Origin of the sequence: Serratia surfactantfaciens (genome assembly GCF_001642805.2) — a bacterium.
Classification (GTDB): Bacteria; Pseudomonadota; Gammaproteobacteria; order Enterobacterales; family Enterobacteriaceae; genus Serratia; species Serratia surfactantfaciens.
This window is the reverse complement of record NZ_CP016948.1, coordinates 1,238,672-1,258,767: the sequence shown is the minus strand read 5'-3', so window position 1 is coordinate 1,258,767 and position 20,096 is coordinate 1,238,672. Positions and strand designations below refer to the sequence as shown.

Sequence of the window (20,096 nt, the reverse complement as noted above, 5' to 3'; positions counted from 1 at the left end):
ACGGATCTATTCATAGGGGCCATGCTGCGCATCGAACGGCAGCATAAAGGTGTCCACCACCATCGACAGCGGCACGTCTATCACCGTGACGTAGCGCCAGGGCGTATCGCGCAGATCCCACTGCACGCCGGGATAATACTGATGGCCATGCCCGGCACCGGGCACGGTGCGGCTGATGATGCTGCCGCAACCGGTTAAGACCATCACGCCGGCCGCCACGCAGGCCAGGCGAAAGTAGGAAGAGAGCGTCACGACATTAACTCTGAGCAAAGGGTTGTTTCGCGAGTGAACAATGCATTGGCCGCAGTCTATCACAGTTCCCTTTCTCCACCGGTACCGGCGCGCGTAAGCAAAAGGTAAAAAAAACGGGGAACGCGCGATGCGCATTCCCCGTCGAGCGTTGCCGTTTAGCGGTTAACGCCGGCCCGTTGGGTGCGCCAGCGGGTTATGCGGCAACTGCTGATAATGCTCACGCCAGGCGGCGCCTTCCGGCAACAGCCAGACGCGCTGGTGCAGACGAGCCAGGGTGACCGGATCGCTCAACAGCTCCAGACGTTTGCCCTTCACCAGCTTCTCCGGCCCCAGCTGCAACGCTTCGTTCACCCGCTCTTCGCGGTTGCGATCGAGCGTGGCGCGCAGATGGTGACGCGCCGTCGCCAGCGCTGTCGCCAGCGCGTTGAAGGACGGGTTGACCACCGCGTGCATAAAGCCGTTGGTCAGCGCACGATTACGGTTGAGATGCAGGTACTCTTCCGTCGCCAGCAGCTCACGCGGCGGATTGTACTCTTCCGGGATCAGGAACAGCTTGGCGCGTTTGCTTTTCATGCCCAGCGTCGCGCGGCTCGACAGCACCGACACGAACGGCGACAGGATCAGCGAGAACACGATCGGCGACAGCCACCACAGGAAGCGCAGATCCAGCCACGCCATGCCGCCGGCCCACACCAGGCCCAGCAACATCTGCGAACCATGGCGGCGGAACGCTTCGCCCCACGGCGTATCGTCATCGTCACGCTGCGGCGAATTCCACACCACTTCCCAACCAAGGAAAGCGCTCACCACGAACACGGTATGGAACAGCATGCGCACCGGCGCCAGCAGCACCGAGAACAGCATTTCCATCAGCATCGAAATGAACAGACGGAACGCCCCGCCATACTCTTTCGCGCCCTTGGCCCAGATCAGCACGATGCTGAGCAGCTTCGGCAGGAACAGCAGCACCAGCGTGGTGGAGAACAGCGCTATCGCCAGCTCTGGCCGCCACTGCGGCCAAACCGGGAACAGCTGCCGCGGCTGCAGGAAGTATTGCGGCTCCATCAGCGTGTGCACCACCTGCAACGCGGTGGAGAGCGCCAGGAACATGAACCACAGCGGCGCCGACAGGTAGGACATCACGCCGGTGAGGAACACCGCCCGGTGCACCGGGTGCATGCCTTTCACCAGGAACAGGCGGAAGTTCATCAGGTTGCCGTGGCACCAGCGACGGTCGCGCTTCAGCTCATCCAACAGGTTCGGCGGCAGCTCTTCGTAACTGCCCGGCAGATCGTAAGCGATCCACACGCCCCAGCCGGCGCGGCGCATCAGCGCGGCCTCAACGAAGTCGTGCGACAAGATAGAACCGGCGAAAGAGCCCTCGCCCGGCAGCGGCGCCAGCGCACAGTGCTCGATAAACGGCTTCACGCGGATGATGGCGTTATGGCCCCAATAGTGCGACTCGCCCAACTGCCAGAAATGCAGACCGGCGGTAAACAGCGGCCCGTAAACGCGGGTGGCGAACTGCTGCACGCGCGCATACAGGGTATCCATACCGGACGCCTTCGGCGCGGACTGGATGATGCCGGCGTTCGGGTTGGCTTCCATCAGGCGCACCAGCCCGGTGAGGCATTCGCCGCTCATCACGCTGTCGGCGTCCAGGATCACCATGTAGCTGTACTCGCCGCCCCAGCGACGGCAGAAGTCGTCGATGTTGCCGCTCTTGCGTTTTACGCGGCGGCGGCGGCGGCGATAGAAGATACGGCCGTGGCCGTCGACATCGCGACACAGTTCCATCCACGCCTTTTGCTCGGCCACGCAAATGTCCGGATCGTAGCTGTCGCTCAGCACGTAGATATCGAAGTGTTCCAGCTGACCGGTGGCGGCGACGGACTCATAGGTCGCACGCAGACCGGCGAACACGCGCTCGACGTCTTCGTTGCAGATCGGCATGATCAGCGCGGTGCGGTGCGCCGGGTTGATCGGCTCATCACCCTTGATGGTGGAGGAAATGCTGTATTTGTCCTTGCCGATCAGCAGTTGCAGGAAGCCCATCAGCGCGGTCCAGAAACCGGCCGAGACCCAGCAGAAAAGCACCGCGAACAGGATCAGAATGCCGGTCTGCAGCACATACGGCAGCAGCTGCAACACCGACTGCATCAGGTCCTGATCCAGCATGGCGATAGGATCGATCAGCGCCCAGCCCTGATAAGGCAGGATGGTTTTCATGTACCAAGTGGCGATGCCGGTCTGCACCAGCATCAGCACCAGCAGCACATAGCGGCGCATCGAACCGACGACACGCCAGCGGTTCTCGGCCTCGGCCTCCTCTTTGGTGGCGTGCCGATTGTGCGGCGAACGCCCCAGCAGAGAATCCCAGAAGCGCGCCACCGGGTTGGTGCGCCAGGCTTCCGGGAACATGGTGGTGCGTTTGATCGGCGGCGTCGCTTTCAGAATGGCGCGCCCTTCGGCGTCGGTATCGAAGTCGTCATCGCTGACCGCATCCGGCCAGGCGCTTTCGATACGCGGCTTGACCGAGGCCAGCGCCACGTCATCCGCCGACAAACTATTGACGTTGGCGTCGGCGGCGCCCATCTGCCGATGGAGCGCCTCCAGTGCCTGAGCGTCATCCGCCGTTTGAGGGGTGAGCGCCTCCGACCGCTCAGCGGTCAGAGGCAGCGCCGCAAGATAATCCTGGGCGGGTTGAGTAGGCTTATTCATTGGCAGGTAGCTGATAGCTCCAGGTTTCCGACAGAGTCTTATCGCCATTGACCAGCGCCGCGCGCATTTCTACCGGTTTTTTGTCGTCTTTCACTTTCAGACGCACCGTCAGGCGCCAGCCTTTGGTCACTGGGTTATAGCGGACGTTGTTTTCTACCATTTCACCGTTGTCGCCGATGCTGATCTGAGAAGCGACCGGCGTGTTGGCGTCCAGCCCTTTCAGCACCGGGCCGACGAAGTCGACCAGGAAGGCCACGCTGCCGTCAGGCTCGCGAATCAGGTTCGACTGCTTCACGTCGCCGGTCGAACGCATAGTGCGCGCCACATAGGCAATGTCTTGCGAATGCAGTTTATCTTCATCGCGGGTGAAGTTCAGACGGTAGCTCAGCGTCAGCGGTTTTTTGGCTTCCGGCAAGGTGTCCGGCGTCCAGAATGCGACGATGTTGTCGTTGGTTTCATCCGCCGTCGGGATCTCCACCAGCTCGACCTTGCCTTTACCCCAGTCGCCCTTCGGTTCGATCCAGGCGCTCGGGCGCAGATCGTAACGATCGTCCAGATCTTCGTAATCCTTGAAGTTGCGGCCGCGCTGCAGCAGGCCGAAGCCTTTCGGATTCTCGACGGTATAGGTGCTGACGGACAGGTGTTTAGGATTGTTCAGCGGGCGCCAGATCCACTCGCCGTTGCCAGCGTGGATGGACAGGCCGTTGGAATCGTGCAGCGCCGGGCGGTAGTTCAGCGTCGGCGACGGCTGGTTTGGCCCGAACAGGTACATGCTGGTCAGCGGCGCCAGGCCCAGTTTGCCCACTTTGTCGCGCAGGAACACTTTGGACTCGACGTCCACGGTGGTATCGCGACCCGGGATCACCGTGAAACGGTAAGCGCCGGTAGCGCGCGGGGAATCCAGCAGCGCGTAGATCACCAGGTGTTTGTCGCCCTGCTTCGGACGCTCAACCCAGAATTCGCGGAAACGCGGGAACTCTTCGCCGGACGGCAAAGCGGTATCGATAGCCAGGCCACGAGCGGAAAGCCCGTAAACCTGCCCTTTACCCACCACGCGGAAATAGCTCGCGCCCAGCAGGCTCATGATCTCATCGTTTTTGTCGGCGCTGTTGATCGGGTAGATCACCTTAAAGCCGGCAAAGCCGAGGTTCTTCACCGATTCAGGATCGTGCTTGACCGAACCGAAATTGAAGTAATCCGGGCTGTATTTAATCTGTTTTACGCTGGTGGAGGTGACCTCGTTGATTTTCACCGGCGTATCGAAGTACATCCCCTGATGATAAAACTCAAGCTTGAAAGGGGTTTTCAGCTTGCTCCAATAGGCTTTATCGTGATTGAACTGAATCTGCTGATAGTCTGCGAACTTCATCTCGCGGAACTGAGAAGGAAGGTTGCTCTTCGGGGCTTCGAAACCTTTCGCAGCCAGATCCTGCGCCTGCTTGGCCACATCATCAATAGAAAAGGCCCACGCCGGCGCACTGAACAGCGTGAACAATACGGTGGCACCTAACCAACGAACGCTCGCGGCGCGTGGTTGTCCGGATAATATATTAACTAGCACATCCCCCCCTATTCGTGTGCTCAAATCATTTTAAATCCATATTAATGGATTACTCAGCTTTCCGACAACATGATAAATGGATGGTTCATGTTTACGGCTCATTGTTTAAGCAGCTGATGGAGCACCAGCGTAGCAAGCCGCGCAACAAGACGCTATGGAAAAATGCGGGGGGCTATAGTAGGGTTTCGGATAACAATTTAACCTTTGACGACTTATTAAGCGTGTTAATGAGCACCCGATTAAATCACCAGCGGTAATCTATGACTAAAGGCAGCAAACAGCGCGAGTTTTTCCTCGATTCGATCCGAGCCTATTTGATGTTGCTCGGCATTCCGTTTCACCTCTCCCTGATTTATTCCAGCCATGCCTGGGCGGTGAACAGCGCGTCGCCCTCCTTCTCGCTCACGGTGCTGAACGACTTCATCCACGCCTTCCGCATGCAGGTGTTCTTCGTGATATCCGGCTACTTCTCCTACATGCTTTACGAACGCTACGAGCGACATCAGTGGCTGAAGGTCAGGCTGGAACGGGTGGCGATCCCGCTGCTGAGTTCCATCCCGCTAATAACGGTGCCGCAGTTCTTTATGCTGAAATATTTCACCGATAAATTAAATGGCTGGGATACGTTTTCTCTCTATCAGAAAATAAATGTAACAGTTTGGGAATTGGTTTCTCATCTGTGGTTCTTATTGACGTTATCACTGTTAACCTGCGCCTGTTTTTATCTGTTCCGTAAAATCAAGCGTCAAACCCGTGAGCATATCCCAGCCTTAATAAATAGAATGCGGGGATTAGGAAACATCTCACTGTATTTCTTTATTTATGCGGTATGCTATTCGGCCGCGCACCGTATTATTTTGATTTTCGCGCCGCAGCTATTATCCAACGGCCTGTTCAATTTCGTGGTGATGGAGACGATGTTCTACCTGCCGTTCTTCATCCTCGGCGCCTATGCGTTTAAGTACGTGTGGCTTAAGGAGATTTTCCTGCGCCGTTCGCCGCTGGCGCTGCTCGGTTCGCTGCTGCTGTTTATCGCGTATATGCTGAACCAGAAACTGCTGGCGCACAGCAGCTATATGTTCGAACTGGAAGTGGTGATCAAAACCCTAATGGGGATTCTGATGACCAATGTGGTGTTCTCTTTCGGGCATAACCTGCTGAATTATCACTCGCCGCGCATCACCTATCTGGTCAACGCCTCGCTGTTTATATATCTGGTGCACCATCCTCTGACGCTGATATATGGCGCTTTCGTGACGCCTTATATCGGCAACAATCTGTTGGGATTCTTGCTGGGCCTGCTGTTTGTGTTCTCGCTGGCCTTCGCTTTATATGAACTGCATAAGCGTATTCCGGTGCTGCGTTTCCTGTTCTCCGGCAAGCCGCAATAGCCTTCCCTCCCTGTAAACCCGATCGTTTGCAGGGATTTCCTGTCATATTTACGCCGCGTAAAAAGCCTATACTGGTGGTTTGCATGCAGAGCACACATTGCTCAGCCTGGCGTCGACCGTTAAGGCAAAGTGATACGGCTGCATAGATAACCTAGGCGTTATAACTGCAATGCATAAGTAGAAATCCGGATCCCTGCCTTACGGTAGCGATTGGGCTCAACACCCCCGAGGGGCTGCGCGACCGCTTGATATATTCGATGGCGCTAGCTGTTTCTCCCTTCCGTCACGACAGAGAGGATTTTGAATGACCGATAAAACCCCACCGGCTGAGGAAGCCGTAGCGGAAAACGCCACCTTGCTGAAGATCCTCGGCCGGCTGCTGTCGGCGCTGGACGCTTCGATCAGCGGCAAAGAACGCAGCGTTTTGGTAACTGAACTCGCCAACTTCAATCTCGACGGCATTTCCGAAACGGAAAGCAAGCTGGCGACCGAGCTAATCAAGCGGGCGCTGGAATCGCTCGACCATTAACCCTGCCGCGCCTGCAAACCATTAAGCCTGCCTGCGCGGGCTTAATGGTTTTTCCCTCAGCCACGATCGGGCATTGTTGCCAAAGCAGAAATACAGCAGACTGATAATGTTGGATAAAAGGCAGCATTCTCCCTCTTCCCCTCACTTTCTTCGGTTAATCGCACCAAAGGGCAATAATTGATCGGTTGTTTTCGCAATCAGCCTTGGCGTTTTACCCACTAAACACGTTATCATCGACACCAGCGCAGTGCCCCCTATCCCCCAGCCTCAGGAGAGCGATATTTTGGATGCCAGCACCATTAACAGTTTGTTCGTCATCGGTGCCGTGCTGGTGGGGGCAAGCATTCTGCTCAGCTCATTTTCTTCCCGGCTCGGCATTCCGATCCTGGTGATCTTCCTGGCGATCGGCATGCTGGCCGGCGTCGACGGGCCAGGCGGTATCGTCTTCAGCAATTACCCGGTCGCTTATCTGGTCAGTAACCTCGCGTTGGCGGTGATCCTGCTCGACGGCGGCATGCGCACCCGGGTCAGCTCTTTCCGCGTCGCCCTGTGGCCGGCGCTCTCTCTCGCCACCATTGGCGTGGTGATCACCGCCGGCCTGACCGGCATGGCCGCCGCCTGGCTGTTCAATCTCGATCTGCTGCAGGGGTTGCTGATCGGCGCCATCATCGGTTCCACCGACGCCGCTGCAGTCTTCTCGCTCCTCGGCGGCAAAGGCTTGAACGAACGCGTTAGCGCCACGCTGGAGATCGAATCCGGCAGCAACGATCCGATGGCGGTATTTCTCACCATCACGTTGATTGCGATGATCGCCGCCGGGGAAACCGCGCTGAGCTGGACCTTCCCGCTGCATCTGATGCAGCAGTTCGGCATGGGCATCGTCTTCGGTTTGGGCGGCGGCTGGCTGCTGCTGACGCTGATCAACCACATCAAGCTGGCCGACGGCCTCTATCCGTTGCTGGCGGTGAGCGGCGGCATTCTCATTTTCGCGCTGACCACCGCGCTGGACGGCAGCGGCATTCTGGCGGTGTACCTGTGCGGCCTGCTGCTGGGCAACCGGCCGATCCGCAACCGTCACGGCATCGTGCAAACCTTCGATGGCCTGGCGTGGCTCAGCCAGATCGGCATGTTCCTGGTGCTCGGCCTGCTGCTTAATCCACACGAGCTGCTGCCGATCGCCATCCCTGCCCTGCTGCTGTCGCTGTGGATGATCCTGTTCGCCCGCCCGCTGTCGGTGTTTATCGGCCTGCTGCCGTTTCGCAGCTTTACCCTGCGCGAGCGCGGCTTTATCTCCTGGGTTGGCCTGCGCGGCGCGGTGCCGGTGATCCTGGCGGTGTTCCCGATGATGGCCGGCTTGCCCAACGCCCAGCTGTTCTTCAACGTGGCGTTCTTCGTGGTGCTGGTCTCCCTGCTGCTGCAGGGCACCACGCTGTCTTTCGCCGCCAAAAAAGCCAAGGTGATCGTGCCGCCGGCGCTGACGCCGATCTCCCGCGTCGGGCTGGACGTGCACCCGGAAAACCAGTGGGAGCAGTTCGTCTATCAACTTTCGGCGGAAAACTGGTGCGTCGGCGCGGCGCTGCGCGAGCTGAAAATGCCGCCCAACACCCGCATCGCCGCCCTGTTCCGCGGCAAAGAACTGCTGCACCCGAGCGGCAGCACCCGGCTGCGAGAGAACGATATTCTGTGCGTTATCGGCCATGAGCACGATCTGCCGATCCTCGGCAAGCTGTTCAGCCAGGCGCCGGCCGTGACGCTCGATGAGCGGTTCTTCGGCGACTTTATCCTGCAGTCCGACGCCCGTTTGAGCGATATCTCGCAGGTCTATGGCCTCAATCTGCAAGACGACGTGGATGAGCAGCAGACGCTCGGCCAGTTTGTTATTCAATTGATCGGCGGTGAACCGGTCATCGGCGACCAGGTGGAATGGGACGGTCTGACCTGGACCATCGCCGAAATGGAAGGCAATCAAGTCAGCAAGATAGGCGTGCGGATCGTGACCGACTAACGCTGCAGCTCAGGCGCCGGCCTATCAGATGAGGGAACTTCTGGCCTTAAGAACGCTCTTAATCTCTATCACGATGTATGCAGTACGGCGCCGCCAAATTATATCCCTTTGATATAACGGCGCCGACAGGGATTAGGGATGTGAACGGCAAGACTCGATTTCTTTCGGTGATAATGATCATGGCGCTGGGCGTAGCGGCGCTCGATCTCGGCATCGCCGGTTTGGTCCATAGACTTTTAATTGGATAACTTCAACGTGACGCAGCGGGAACAAGAAAAAGACATTCTGGGGAAAATACTGGTGACGGTGTCCGCGCTTTGCCTGATTTTGGTGGCGGCGTTCCTGATCTGGGGATTCGTGCTGGATTGACGCCGCGCGATGCTCAGACATAAAAAAAACCGCCGCGGCGGTTTTTTTTATGGGGCAGGCGATCAGATCTTGCAGCCTTCGCAGTCCGCTTCGTCCTCGAGGAACTCAGGAACCTCTTTTACCTTCTGCGCCGCTTTTTCTTCGGCTTTCGCCAGTTCGGCATCGATATCAAAATCGAAAATATCATCGCTCATCGCTTGGTCCTTATTCTGCTTCACGTTCAAACGCTGAGTATAATCGACAAGCCGCCGGCCGGAAACCTTTCAGTTCGCCGCCGCCAGCTGAGACGGCTCATCCTGCGGCTTTTTTCCGTAGGCCATGTCGTACACGTCGTAGAAATCGATTTCGCCCTTGTTGCCGATGATGATTCGCATCTTCTGTTTCAGCGCGGCGCCGATGGACGGCTCATCCAGCAGCTGCTGCACCGCATAAGGCGACAGCGCGCGGGTGAAGTACCATTCGCCGTTGTAGCAAACCCGCAAATCCAGCACCCCGATGTCCTCGAAACGATACACCGGCCGAATCTCGATCAGCAGCATGGCGAACATGAACAGCACGAAGGCGGTGAAGCCCAGGAAGGCATACATCCCCATATACGGCACCTGATACATCACGGCGATCACCGCGAAGTAACCGGCGAACATGGCAAGGCACAAATAGCGGTGAGTGCGGGCGAATTCGCTGTTGAAACGCGGCTTGCCGTCGCGCCCCTCGCGCCGATTGATCTGTTCAATCTCTTTAACCAAGATGCTTTTAATCGCGTCCATCGTTACAACCTTATGCTGGAAACAGCATTGCCATCAAATCTCACCGCTAAAAGTAACACAAGTACAGTTTTGCCGGGTAGATCAGTTAGCCAACTTAATGACGGCAACTGTTATAGTTCGGCTTCAGCGCGGCTGAGCGGCTTTGCCTTGCGCAAACATGAACATGCGCTGGGCGACGTCGTCGGCCTGTTTGATTTTTTGCTTTTGCGGTTCGTTGCTGCGTTGAATGGCGCGGGCGTAGGCGATTTCATGGGCCTGATCGATCATGGCAATGATCCGGTCACGTTCGGCCTTCTCCATATTGCCCAACATGGTGGTGATAATCGCCTGATAAGCGTTGGATGCGGCGGTCAGCGCTTTCTCCCTCGCCTCGAGGGCGGCGACGCGTTGCAAGAGCTCCTGCAGTTGCTCGGAGTGAGACATATCGACCTCCTGTTGCCGGGCAGACAGCCTGCCTGATTACAGTTTAGCAAAGGATCGAAAGAGAAAGAGGAAGGAAAGCCAGCGGTTACGGTAAAGCACACCAGAAAATCCCAACGAGGAGCCGATAGTGCAAATCAACCCGGGTGCGCTTTACGGTAAACGCGGTGAGGTGAAGGGAAAGAAAGCTGGCGCGCTATGCAGGACTCGAACCCGCGTCTATCAATTTTCAAGCCAAAACAAGCCATTATAAAACCAATCACTCTGCCAACTGAGTTAATAGCGCGTTCCTTCGCTTCGGGGCGACATTATCCATAACAACATTATGGACTCAAGCTTTTTTAGCATAATGTCATGCATTTACGGATAAGTCTTAGGTAATCGCTAGCGTTCCGGCATTAAGGCAGCGCAATAATCCGGTAATCGCCACCGATGAGCGGCTTGCACAGAATCTTGTAGCCATCGCTGTCAAAGTGGCTGGCCGCGCTCTGCAGCAACTTCGCCTGCGCCAGGCTGCTGACCGATCCCAGATAAAACCAATTGTGGATAACATGGTACTGCCGCAGCGCCTCGCCCTGCTCCTCCAGCGCCACGCGCCCGGCGAACGGCCAACAGGCGATGCGCAACTGTTCAAGCGCCGCGCTGAGCCGCAGAGCATGTTCCTGCGCCGACTCCACGCCACAGCAGGCGCCGGCGCACTTGCGCAGGCTGTAACGGAAACAGGCTCGCCCGGCGGGCAGCTTGTCGATCCCCAGCTTGCCGTAACACAATCGATGCTCGTCAGCGATGGCGCGCAGCTTTTCCAACGCGGCGTGGCGATTGGCGAACAGCCCGTAGAGATCGGGCGTGACGGCGAAATCAATCTCTTTGGCATGCGCTATCGTCACGTTCCCCGCCAGCAAACGCAGCGCACACAGCTGCTTCGAACGCCGCAGGCGTTTGTTGAACAGCGGCTGCTGCTGCTTGATCAGCTGCGCCTCCAGCAGCAACGCCCCCAATTCGCCGGCGGTTTCGATAAAGCTGATGCGCCGGGTTTGACGCAGCATTTTAGCCTCGTCCTGCGCGCGAAAATGCGCCATCACCCGGCTGCGTACGTTGACGCTTTTGCCGATGTAAAGCGGCAGGCTTTCGCTCTGGCCATGGAACACATACACGCCCGGCCCCTTGGGCAACGACGCCAGGCAAGCGCGCAGGTGCTCCGGGTATTGGTAAATATCGAGTTCAGGCTCGAGGCGGTTCGGCATCATGGCGGCGGTGTCATCCTGCTGATAAATGAATACTGGTTTTTTACCCAGTATAACGCCCATCGCCGTCGGTTGCACACCCAACGGATAGTAACTCGCCGTGATCTTTAGCGAGAAAGCCTTTACTATCCCCTTTCCAGCGGGAAAGCGCCTGACGTTTAGCGCCAGTTCAAGCTGGCGCTGCCATGATGGCAGACTGGAACCGCCGCTTTTATCGTTATGGAAAACCTGGGTATGCCATCACTGAAACTCTCCTCCCGCCGCCTGGCGTTGGTCGCCGTCATCGTTTTCATCGCCGTCGCTGTCGCGTTGGCCATCTATTGGCAACGCCCGCCGCAACAGGATTACGTTACCGCACCGGCCCGGCTGGGCGATATCGAAAACGCCGTACTGGCCACCGGGCGGCTGGACGCCGTCGAACGCGTCAACGTCGGTGCGCGAGTCTCCGGTGAGGTCAAATCGCTGAAGGTCAAACTGGGCGATCGCGTCACCAAAGGCCAGCCGATCGCCGACATCGACGACCTGCAACAGCGCAACGATCTGCGCAACGCCGAAGCGGCGCTAAACGTGATCAAAGCCGAGCTGCAGGCCAAACAGGCGCAGCTGAAACAGGCGGAATCACGTTTCAAACGCCAACGCCGCATGCTGAGCGACGAAGCCAGCTCGCGTGAAGACTTCGAAACCGCCGAAACCGCGCTCGCTACCACCCGCGCCGAACAGCTTTCGCTCAATGCGCGCCTGGTACAGGCGCAGATTGACGTCGACAAGAAAAAGATCGATCTGGGCTATACCCGCGTGGTCGCGCCGATGGACGGCATCGTCATCGCCGTGGTCACGCAACAGGGGCAAACAGTCAACTCCAGCCAAAGCGCGCCGACCATCGTCAAGCTGGCGCGGCTGGATATGATGACTATCAAGGCGCAGATCTCCGAAGCCGACATCACCCGCATTTCGCCAGGGCAAAAGGCATACTTCACGATTTTCTCCGATCCGGATAAACGCTACGACGCCACGCTGCGCACCATCGAACTGGCGCCGGAATCGGTGATGAAAGACGATTCTCTCGCCGGCACCAGCTCCGCGTCCGGCTCCGGCACCTCGAATGCGTCGGTCTATTACAACGCGCTGTTGGACGTACCTAACCCGGAAAATCGCCTGCGCATCGCCATGACCGCGCAGGTTTCCTTGCTGCTCGGCGAAGCGAAGAACGCCCTGCTGGTGCCGATCCAGGCGGTGCATAAAACCGAAGGGAAAGTGCAGCAGGTACAGGTGCTGACCCAAGACCAGCGGCTGGAAACGCGCGAAGTGACCACCGGCATCACCAACAACGTCGACATTCAGATCCTCAGCGGTCTGAAAGCCGGTGAGGCCGTGGTGCTGTCGCAGCCTGCCGCCAAATCGGCTGAGGATGGCTTCTTCCTGTGAACGCGATCATCGAGCTAAAAGGCATCAGCCGAACCTACACCAACGGCGGCCAGGCGTTGACGGTGTTGAAAGACATCGATCTGACCATCGCCGCCGGCGAACTGGTGGCGATCATCGGCGCCTCCGGTTCCGGCAAATCGACGCTGATGAACATCATGGGCTGTCTCGACGTGCCGGATCGCGGCGACTACTACATCAGCGGCCAGAACGCCGCCCATCTGTCGCCTGACGAATTGGCCCGCTTGCGCCGCGAGCATATCGGCTTCATCTTCCAGCGCTATCACCTGATGCCCGATCTCAGCGCGCTGGGCAACGTCGAGATCCCGGCGATTTATGCCAATGACAGGCGCGATCAGCGGCGGCGGCGCGCAGCGCAGCTGCTGGCGCGGTTAGGCCTGGAGGGACGCGAAGACCATAAGCCTGGTCAACTTTCCGGCGGCCAGCAGCAGCGCGTCAGCATCGCCCGCTCGCTGATCAACGGCGGCGAGATCATTTTGGCGGACGAACCGACCGGCGCGCTGGACAGCCAATCCGGCCAGGAAGTGCTGGCGATCCTCAGTGAGCTGAATCAGCGCGGCCACACCGTGGTGATCGTCACCCACGACATGAAAGTGGCGCAGCATGCACAGCGCGTCATCGAGCTGCGGGACGGCGAAATCATCGCTGACAGCGGCCGCCAGTCAGCGCCCGGTCCTTCGCTGCCGTCGCCGAACCGCAGCCGGCAAAGCGGCTGGCAAAGTCTTATCGACCGCACCCGCGAATCGCTGCATATGGCGCTGAAGGCGATGAATGCCCACCGCCTGCGCACCGCGCTGACCATGACCGGCATCATCTTCGGCATCGCCGCCGTGGTCACGGTCGTCGCGTTGGGCGAAGGCGCCAAGCAACGCACGCTGGAGAATATCAAAGGGCTCGGCACCAACGTGGTGAGCATCTATCCGGGGCGCGACTTCTTCGACGACGCCATCGACAGCATCCGCACCCTGGTGCCGGCCGACGCCGACGCCCTGGCGCAGCAAAGCTTCGTCGACAGCGTCAGCCCGGAAGTCAGCGCGTCCGACAGCATCCGTTTTCGCAGCAAATCCGCCACCGCGTCAATCACCGGCGTCGGGCGCGACTATTTCCGCGTCAACGGCATCACGCTGGTGCAAGGCGTCACCTTCCGCGACGATCGCAACGCGCTGCAGGAAGTGATCATCGACGACAACGCGCGCCAGGCGCTGTTCGGCGACTTCGGCGTCGAGCCGCTCGGCCAGATCGTGTTTCTCGGCTCGGTGCCGGCGCGAGTGGTCGGCGTCGCCAAAAGCGAGCGCAACTACGCGCCCAACCGCATCAGCGTTTGGATGCCCTACAGTACGGTGATGTACCGCATGGTCGGCAAAACCACGCTCAGCGGCATCACCGTGCGGCTGAAGGATGACGTCGCCAGCGACGCCGCCGTCAGCGCCATCACGCAGTTGCTGACCCAGCGCCACGGCGTCAAGGATTTCATGACCTTCAACCGCGATCAGTTCCGTAAGTCGATCGAGCGCACCTCGATGACGCTCAGCCTGCTGATCCTGATGGTAGCCTCGATCTCGCTGGTGATCGGCAGCCTCGGCGTGATGAACATCATGTTGGTTTCGGTGACCGAACGCACCCACGAAATCGGCGTGCGCATGGCGGTCGGCGCGCGGCGCAGCGACATCATGCAACAGTTCATGATCGAAGCGGTGCTGGTCTGTCTGATCGGCGGCGCATTGGGCATTGCGCTGTCGCTCGCCGCCGGGTCGCTGTTCACCTCGCTGGCGGGCGGCATGTTCACCGCCATCTATTCCTGGCAAGCTGCCGCAACGGCGTTTTTCTGTTCAACCTTAATCGGCATGATCTTCGGTTATCTCCCCGCCCGCAAAGCGGCAAGGATGGATCCGGTCGTTTCATTGGCCAGCGAGTAACCCATGAAAATTTTATCCCCCCTGGCGCTAAGCCTCGCCGCCCTGCTCACCGCCGGCTGCGGCAATGCCCTGAAAAGCGACTACCAGGCACCGCAGGTCAATTACCCGGCGGGCTGGCAGCACGCGGCAGACAATGCCGCGCCGACGCCGTTCGACTGGCGTGATTTCCACGATCCCGAGCTTGATCGTTGGCTGCAACAGGTGATGGCGAGCAACAACGATTTGGCCCTCGCCGTGCTGCGCGTTTACCGCGCGCGGCTCGAAGCGGAACGCGTCGGCATCAGCACCGCGCCCAGCATCAGCGCTTCGTTGACGAGCGGCATCAATCGCCCGCTGTCCGAATCCTCCGCCTGGAACAAAACCAGCAGCGCCTCTCTCTCTACGAGCTATGAAGTCGATCTGTGGGGCAAACTGGCGCGCCAGCGCGACGCCGCCGAGTGGGCCAGCCAGGCTTCCGAGCAGGATCTGCAGACGGCGCGCCTGACGCTGCTGGCCGACGCGGCCACCAATTACTGGCGCATCGGCTTCCTCAATCAGCAGATCGACGTCAGCCGGGCGAGCATCGCCTACGCCAAAGAAACCCTGCGGCTGGCCAACGCCCGCTACCGCGCCGGCAGCATCTCGGCGCTGGACGTGGTGAACGCGGAGCAAAGCTTGCTGACGCAGGAAAGCCGGCTGCTGGCATTGCAGCACGAACGCCAACAGGCGCTGAATGAACAGGCGGTGCTGCTGGGTGCGCCTTCAGGCCAGGCCACCATCGCCCCCGCACGTCTGCCGACGGCGGCGATGCCGCAGATCAACACCGGCATTCCCGCCAGCGTCTTGAGCCGCCGCCCGGACCTCAGCGCTAAAGAGCTGCGGTTGCGCGCCGCGCTGGCCAACGTCGACGAGAAACGGCTGCAATACTATCCCGCGTTCAGCCTGACCGGCTCGCTGGGTGCCAGCAGCAGTGCGCTACTGGAGTTCCTGCGCAACCCGACGGGCAGCCTCGGCGCCAGTCTGACGCTGCCGTTCCTGCAATGGCGGCAAATGGGCGTGGATATCAAGATCGCCCGCAACGACTATGAACAGCAGGTTCTGGCGTTCAAGCAGGCGCTGTACAAAGCGATGGGCGACGTGAACAACGCACTGTCATTGCGTACGCAGCTGCTGGCGCAGGAGACGCAGTTGCGGGCTTCATTGGCGCTGGCGCGCAAATCGGAGCGGCTGAACGAGGTGCGCTACCGACAGGGCGCCGTCACCATTACCGACTGGCTCAACGCTCAGGAGCAACGTCGTCAGGCGGAACTGGCGGTAGACGAAAACCGCTTCGCGCAGTACCAGAATCTGGCGAAAATCTATCTGGAATTCGGCGGTTCGTCGGCGCCATAATCCAACCGGCCCGGCCATCGGGCCGGGTCTTTTTTGACGGCAAACACATCAATTTTTCCTGTTTTATCTCCCGCACTCTCTATACTTGAAGCATCGTCAATCAGACGAAAAATCGCCAGATCGCGCAATTATTAGACCAATCTCGCACCAAATCGGTGCAAACACTTAAGTTAAACTGCTGGATTTGATCGCCGCAAGATATAACGTTAAGCTATAGATGCAAAATAATTAGTCACCTAAATGACATAACATCGGCATAAGCGAGGTTATTTTGCGATCCACATCACAACTTAAATGTGGATAATGGATCGTCTTGAATCGCGATTCGATTAGCCGATTTGATAACTCGAAAACAACAGTGAACGGAGATTACGCTTTCACGAACAACGAATAATTCATTAAGGGATGATTATATGAAGTTAAGAAAAAAACGACATAAACCGATGCACATTAACGACATCACCATCATCGATGACAGCAAACTCAAGAAGGCGATCACCGCGGCGGCCCTGGGCAACGCGATGGAGTGGTTCGACTTCGGCGTATACGGCTTTGTCGCCTATGCGCTTGGCCAGGTCTTCTTCCCCGGCGCCTCTCCCGGCGTACAAATGATCGCCGCGCTGGCGACCTTCTCCGTGCCCTTCCTGGTGCGTCCGCTCGGTGGTCTGTTCTTCGGCGCCATGGGCGACAAGTTCGGCCGGCAAAAAGTTCTCTCGGTCACCATTATCATCATGGCGGTCAGCACCTTCTGTATCGGCCTGATCCCGTCCTATGCGTCGATCGGCATCTGGGCGCCGATCCTGCTGCTGCTGGCCAAGCTGGCACAGGGCTTCTCCGTCGGCGGTGAATATTCCGGTGCGGCGATCTTCGTCGCCGAGTACTCGCCGGACCGCAAACGCGGCTTTATGGGCAGCTGGCTGGACTTCGGCTCCATCGCCGGCTTTGTGATGGGTGCCGGCGTGGTGGTGCTGATCTCCAGCATCGTCGGTGAAGCCAACTTCCTCGACTGGGGCTGGCGTATCCCGTTCTTCATCGCCGCACCGCTGGGCCTGATCGGTCTCTATCTGCGCCATGCGCTGGAAGAAACCCCGGCGTTCCAGCAGCACGTGGACAAGATGGAGAAAGAGGACCGCAACGCCATCGAAAATCCGCCGAAAACCTCGTTCAAAGAGATCGCGGCCAAACATTGGAAAAGTTTGCTGGTGTGTGTCGGTATCGTGATCTCCACCAACGTGACCTATTACATGCTGCTGACCTACATGCCGAGCTACCTGTCGCATAACCTGCACTACTCGGAAGATCACGGCGTTCTGATCATTATCGCCATCATGATCGGCATGCTGTTCGTGCAGCCGGTCATCGGCCTGACCAGCGACCGCATCGGCCGCAAGCCGTTCATTATCGGCGGCAGCATTGGCCTGTTGGCGCTGGCGATCCCGTGCTTCATTCTGATCAACAGCAACGTGATTGGCCTGATCTTCGTCGGCCTGCTGGTGCTGGCGGTGCTGCTCAACTCCTTCACCGGGGTGATGGCGTCCATTCTGCCGGCGATGTTCCCAACGCACATCCGCTACAGCGCGCTGGCGATTTCGTTCAACATTTCGGTGCTGATCGCCGGTGCAACGCCAACCGCTGCCGCCTGGTTGGTGGAGGCGACCGGCAACCTGTACATGCCGGCCTACTACCTGATGGTTGTGGCGGTAATCGGTCTTATCACCGGTCTGTACATGAAAGAAACTGCCAACAAGCCACTACGCGGCGCGACGCCGGCGGCATCTGACCGTACCGAAGCGAAAGAGCTGCTGCAGGAGACCTACGACAACATCGAACAGAAAGTCGAGGACATCAACGCGCAGATCGCCGAACTGGAAAAGAAAAAGCAGATCCTGATCGACCAGCATCCCAAGCTGGACTGATCGGCGCTGAAAGGCAAAAGCCACCCGCTTGGGTGGCTTTTTTACATGGGTTTCACGCGAAACAACGCGCAGCGCATTTTATGGCAATCAGGATTGATGATACGCTTTGAACCACACTCTTTATTGATGAAGCACCTGATCATGAGCAAGATGGATCTTCCCGTCATCATTGGCATCCTGGTTATGCTAACCCTGTGGCTCGGCGCACTGTTCAACATCGGCGATATCACCTTCACCATTTCTCGTCTGTTTCACTGGATTGAAAGCCAACGAGGATAGCCTGCGTACGCGGCAACACGGGCGATGAGCAAACATCGACTATGATTGAAAGACGTTACCGTCATTTTCCGAGACTGTCGCTCGCGATAAAGAGGACCGCATCATGACCGACTATGCATTCTACAATCAGATCCTGACCCGGCTGGCCGCCAATCACCCCGGCACGCTGGATGAAAAAACCTACGAGCTGTGGAAGCAAGACGCCACCAGCCCGCACGCCTTCGCCGATCCCTTCGCCTATCTCAAAACCAAGGGGCTGATACAGGCCTATGTAATGAGCGATATCGACGAGAACAACTATGACATCGATCCGCATCAAACGCGGATCACCGCCGCTGGTCTCGAGTTCATTCGCAACGGTGGTTTCAAATAAGGGCGATGGTCACCAATAAAAAACCGCCGGACGGCGGTTTTTTATTTCGGGCAGCATGCTGGCCGGGTCAGGCGGGGAAAGGCCGATAAAAAATGCGCAGCACTTCGTTGTCGCCCTGGCGTAAAAAGCCGCCTTCCGGCTGCCAGCGCAGATCGCGCGCCAGGTTGAGATTTTCCCAGCCGACCGCGCCGCCCACGCCGATGCAAAGATTTTTATTGCCTGCGGCAAAGCCCGCACCGGTGCCGATCATCGCATGCAGCAAACGGGGAGCCGCCGCGTCGCGCAGGGAGAATATGCCGATAAAGCAGCCCTGCGGAGCGCGCAGCATCTCTGCACTGGTGCGGATCTCGGTATCTTCCGGGCTGACGAAATGTTTGTATTGTTTATCGAATACCGTCAGCCACAGCTGCTTATATTTCGCCTTGCTGAGTGCCCCGGAGCGATAGGCGCAAAGCACGACCGCATCCCAACATATCTCCCCGCTCAACGAGAAGTATTCATCCGTATTCGCCTGCGGCTGAGCCGCGTAATGTCGTGCGAATTCGGCCGCATTCAGATGCGGCGGCACAGCCTGTTTGGCAACCTCACTCTTGTAACGCTTGAAATTCAACCAATGCATGGGAAGCATCCTCTCCGCCTGTCGGATGAGTCAATCCACAACGGTGGATCAAACGAGCCATCAAATCCAGAGCGTCGTCGGCGATAGCGGTTTCCTCATCATTCAACCCCTGCGCCACCGACCGCTCGATGGCGCCCATGACTGTCGGCGCGCTGGTTTCTTCCCCCTGCGCCACCACGTCCAATACGGCCCTGCCGATCGCCAGACAAAGCTCATGATCAAACTCAACCTCTTTATGCGGCTGCATACTCACTCCGATAAAATTTTTACCCAAGAATACTAGACCACAATGACGCATCGCGCCCGCCATTGCGCCACCGCGTGATATGCAGCCGAAGAGAAAGGCATCAGGCCCCGGATGATTAATCCCGGGCCTGATAAGTGACAGGTTATTGCGGCGCTTGCCCGGTAGGGCGAATGATAAAGCAAGTGGCGGTTGCCGAAGCCAACAGCTTCCCTTCCGTCGTTTTAAGCGTGCCTTCAGCGAACGCGACATTCTTCGATGTGTAGACCAGGCGCCCCTCGGCGATCAGATCAATTCCCTTCGGCACAGGGCGCAACATTTTAACCTGCAGATCGACAGTGCCATAGCCAATCCCCGCAGCCAGCGTGCTGTGCACCGCGCAACCGGTCACCGAATCCAGAACCGTGGCGGCGAAGCCGCCATGAACGCCTCCCAGCGGATTCAGGTGACGTTCGTCAGCCCGCGCCACGATGCGGATATAGCCCTCTTCAACCGCATCCGGTTTCATGGGCACCGTTTCAGCGATTGAAGCCGGTGGGATCTTGCCGGCCATCGCAGCCTGTAATAACGCCAATCCTGTCATTTTGGTCGGATCCATAGTTTTCTCCTCTGGTGGTAAACCCGTCATATAGGAGAGGTCTGACCTGTTGGCTTGCTTTTTCGTGCTGATGACGTC

General features: G+C 58.3%; 20 protein-coding genes and 1 tRNA gene. 10 read left to right on the top strand and 11 right to left on the bottom strand.

Annotated features, from left to right (window positions below; genetic code table 11):
- Positions 1-6: 6 nt before the first annotated feature.
- The 3 genes from ATE40_RS05925 to ATE40_RS05915 all read right to left on the bottom strand — a co-directional run bounded on the left by ATE40_RS05925 (position 7) and on the right by ATE40_RS05915 (position 4,534).
- Positions 7-252: a YceK/YidQ family lipoprotein gene (locus ATE40_RS05925; RefSeq protein WP_019455870.1), complete on the bottom strand. Its 246-nt coding sequence runs from the start codon at positions 250-252 to the stop codon at positions 7-9.
- Between the two features lie 162 nt (positions 253-414).
- Positions 415-2,973 (bottom strand): glucans biosynthesis glucosyltransferase MdoH, encoded by a 2,559-nt coding sequence (mdoH, locus tag ATE40_RS05920; RefSeq protein WP_025159952.1) that lies wholly within the window; start codon positions 2,971-2,973, stop codon positions 415-417.
- The gene (locus tag ATE40_RS05915; RefSeq protein WP_025159953.1) at positions 2,966-4,534 is read right to left on the bottom strand and encodes a glucan biosynthesis protein G; all 1,569 of its coding nucleotides are present in this window, start codon (positions 4,532-4,534) and stop codon (positions 2,966-2,968) included. Before ATE40_RS05915 ends, mdoH begins: the two co-directional genes overlap by 8 nt.
- 260 nt (positions 4,535-4,794) lie before the next feature.
- Between ATE40_RS05915 and mdoC the strand changes: the two genes are divergently transcribed.
- The 4 genes from mdoC (at position 4,795) to ATE40_RS25000 (ending at position 8,828) form a co-directional block, all read left to right on the top strand.
- Positions 4,795-5,925: a glucans biosynthesis protein MdoC gene (mdoC, locus tag ATE40_RS05910; RefSeq protein ID WP_063919181.1), complete on the top strand. Its 1,131-nt coding sequence runs from the start codon at positions 4,795-4,797 to the stop codon at positions 5,923-5,925.
- 304 nt (positions 5,926-6,229) lie between these two features.
- Complete coding sequence (locus ATE40_RS05905) at positions 6,230-6,454, top strand: hypothetical protein (protein ID WP_019455874.1); 225 nt, start codon at positions 6,230-6,232, stop codon at positions 6,452-6,454.
- 283 nt (positions 6,455-6,737) lie between these two features.
- Positions 6,738-8,459, top strand: a complete 1,722-nt coding sequence (locus ATE40_RS05900; RefSeq protein WP_019455875.1) for a potassium/proton antiporter — start codon at positions 6,738-6,740, stop codon at positions 8,457-8,459.
- Between the two features lie 240 nt (positions 8,460-8,699).
- Positions 8,700-8,828, top strand: coding sequence for a hypothetical protein (locus ATE40_RS25000; RefSeq protein ID WP_019455877.1), 129 nt, complete (start codon positions 8,700-8,702; stop codon positions 8,826-8,828).
- A gap of 62 nt (positions 8,829-8,890) precedes the next feature.
- Here the strand turns inward: ATE40_RS25000 and ATE40_RS24995 are convergent, their stop codons facing one another.
- The 5 genes from ATE40_RS24995 to cho form a co-directional block, all read right to left on the bottom strand.
- Positions 8,891-9,022 (bottom strand): hypothetical protein, encoded by a 132-nt coding sequence (locus ATE40_RS24995; protein ID WP_015377413.1) that lies wholly within the window; start codon positions 9,020-9,022, stop codon positions 8,891-8,893.
- A gap of 69 nt (positions 9,023-9,091) precedes the next feature.
- The gene (locus ATE40_RS05895; RefSeq protein ID WP_015377412.1) at positions 9,092-9,595 is read right to left on the bottom strand and encodes a YlaC family protein; all 504 of its coding nucleotides are present in this window, start codon (positions 9,593-9,595) and stop codon (positions 9,092-9,094) included.
- 123 nt (positions 9,596-9,718) lie between these two features.
- Positions 9,719-10,018, bottom strand: coding sequence for a sigma-S stabilization anti-adapter protein IraP (locus tag ATE40_RS05890; RefSeq protein WP_019455879.1), 300 nt, complete (start codon positions 10,016-10,018; stop codon positions 9,719-9,721).
- 186 nt (positions 10,019-10,204) lie between these two features.
- Positions 10,205-10,301 (bottom strand) — tRNA-OTHER (locus ATE40_RS05885).
- 112 nt (positions 10,302-10,413) lie between these two features.
- Complete coding sequence (gene cho, locus ATE40_RS05880; protein WP_063919599.1) at positions 10,414-11,262, bottom strand: excinuclease Cho; 849 nt, start codon at positions 11,260-11,262, stop codon at positions 10,414-10,416.
- A 231-nt stretch (positions 11,263-11,493) separates the two neighbouring features.
- On the opposite strand from cho, the gene etsA reads away from it, so the two are divergent.
- The 6 genes from etsA (at position 11,494) to ATE40_RS05855 (ending at position 18,557) form a co-directional block, all read left to right on the top strand.
- A complete protein-coding gene (gene etsA, locus ATE40_RS05875) occupies positions 11,494-12,684 on the top strand; it encodes a macrolide efflux RND transporter periplasmic adaptor subunit EtsA (protein WP_462933309.1) in 1,191 nt (396 codons plus the stop codon).
- Positions 12,681-14,618, top strand: coding sequence for a MacB family efflux pump subunit (locus ATE40_RS05870; protein WP_063919180.1), 1,938 nt, complete (start codon positions 12,681-12,683; stop codon positions 14,616-14,618). The genes etsA and ATE40_RS05870 overlap by 4 nt, the downstream gene beginning before the upstream one ends.
- A gap of 3 nt (positions 14,619-14,621) precedes the next feature.
- Entirely contained in the window at positions 14,622-15,989 is a 1,368-nt protein-coding gene (etsC, locus tag ATE40_RS05865) for a macrolide efflux RND transporter outer membrane subunit EtsC (RefSeq protein WP_063919179.1), read from the top strand.
- Positions 15,990-16,402: 413 nt separating this feature from the next.
- The gene (gene proP, locus ATE40_RS05860; protein ID WP_004927916.1) at positions 16,403-17,905 is read left to right on the top strand and encodes a glycine betaine/L-proline transporter ProP; all 1,503 of its coding nucleotides are present in this window, start codon (positions 16,403-16,405) and stop codon (positions 17,903-17,905) included.
- A gap of 150 nt (positions 17,906-18,055) precedes the next feature.
- The gene (locus tag ATE40_RS24990) at positions 18,056-18,184 is read left to right on the top strand and encodes a hypothetical protein (RefSeq protein ID WP_255428177.1); all 129 of its coding nucleotides are present in this window, start codon (positions 18,056-18,058) and stop codon (positions 18,182-18,184) included.
- A gap of 103 nt (positions 18,185-18,287) precedes the next feature.
- Positions 18,288-18,557 carry a hypothetical protein gene (locus ATE40_RS05855; protein ID WP_033646469.1) on the top strand — a complete coding sequence of 90 codons (270 nt, stop codon included), beginning with the start codon at positions 18,288-18,290 and terminating at the stop codon, positions 18,555-18,557.
- A 67-nt stretch (positions 18,558-18,624) separates the two neighbouring features.
- Here the strand turns inward: ATE40_RS05855 and ATE40_RS05850 are convergent, their stop codons facing one another.
- The 3 genes from ATE40_RS05850 to ATE40_RS05840 all read right to left on the bottom strand — a co-directional run bounded on the left by ATE40_RS05850 (position 18,625) and on the right by ATE40_RS05840 (position 20,018).
- Positions 18,625-19,176, bottom strand: coding sequence for a hypothetical protein (locus ATE40_RS05850; protein ID WP_025159957.1), 552 nt, complete (start codon positions 19,174-19,176; stop codon positions 18,625-18,627).
- Complete coding sequence (locus ATE40_RS24030; protein WP_071892059.1) at positions 19,142-19,423, bottom strand: hypothetical protein; 282 nt, start codon at positions 19,421-19,423, stop codon at positions 19,142-19,144. The genes ATE40_RS05850 and ATE40_RS24030 overlap by 35 nt, the downstream gene beginning before the upstream one ends.
- A 142-nt stretch (positions 19,424-19,565) precedes the next feature.
- Positions 19,566-20,018 carry a PaaI family thioesterase gene (locus ATE40_RS05840; RefSeq protein WP_019455888.1) on the bottom strand — a complete coding sequence of 151 codons (453 nt, stop codon included), beginning with the start codon at positions 20,016-20,018 and terminating at the stop codon, positions 19,566-19,568.
- Positions 20,019-20,096: the final 78 nt, after the last annotated feature.

Bases quoted from the DNA above. Each gene is read 5' to 3' on its own strand.
- mdoH (WP_025159952.1), bottom strand. From the start codon at position 2,973: ATGAATAAGCCTACTCAACCCGCCCAGGATTATCTTGCGGCGCTGCCT.
- mdoC (WP_063919181.1), top strand. From the start codon at position 4,795: ATGACTAAAGGCAGCAAACAGCGCGAGTTTTTCCTCGATTCGATCCGA.
- ATE40_RS05905 (WP_019455874.1), top strand. From the start codon at position 6,230: ATGACCGATAAAACCCCACCGGCTGAGGAAGCCGTAGCGGAAAACGCC.
- ATE40_RS24995 (WP_015377413.1), bottom strand. From the start codon at position 9,022: ATGAGCGATGATATTTTCGATTTTGATATCGATGCCGAACTGGCGAAA.
- ATE40_RS05895 (WP_015377412.1), bottom strand. From the start codon at position 9,595: ATGGACGCGATTAAAAGCATCTTGGTTAAAGAGATTGAACAGATCAAT.
- ATE40_RS05890 (WP_019455879.1), bottom strand. From the start codon at position 10,018: ATGTCTCACTCCGAGCAACTGCAGGAGCTCTTGCAACGCGTCGCCGCC.
- cho (WP_063919599.1), bottom strand. From the start codon at position 11,262: ATGATGCCGAACCGCCTCGAGCCTGAACTCGATATTTACCAATACCCG.
- etsA (WP_462933309.1), top strand. From the start codon at position 11,494: ATGCCATCACTGAAACTCTCCTCCCGCCGCCTGGCGTTGGTCGCCGTC.
- etsC (WP_063919179.1), top strand. From the start codon at position 14,622: ATGAAAATTTTATCCCCCCTGGCGCTAAGCCTCGCCGCCCTGCTCACC.
- proP (WP_004927916.1), top strand. From the start codon at position 16,403: ATGAAGTTAAGAAAAAAACGACATAAACCGATGCACATTAACGACATC.
- ATE40_RS24990 (WP_255428177.1), top strand. From the start codon at position 18,056: ATGGATCTTCCCGTCATCATTGGCATCCTGGTTATGCTAACCCTGTGG.
- ATE40_RS05855 (WP_033646469.1), top strand. From the start codon at position 18,288: ATGACCGACTATGCATTCTACAATCAGATCCTGACCCGGCTGGCCGCC.
- ATE40_RS05850 (WP_025159957.1), bottom strand. From the start codon at position 19,176: ATGCATTGGTTGAATTTCAAGCGTTACAAGAGTGAGGTTGCCAAACAG.
- ATE40_RS24030 (WP_071892059.1), bottom strand. From the start codon at position 19,423: ATGCAGCCGCATAAAGAGGTTGAGTTTGATCATGAGCTTTGTCTGGCG.
- ATE40_RS05840 (WP_019455888.1), bottom strand. From the start codon at position 20,018: ATGGATCCGACCAAAATGACAGGATTGGCGTTATTACAGGCTGCGATG.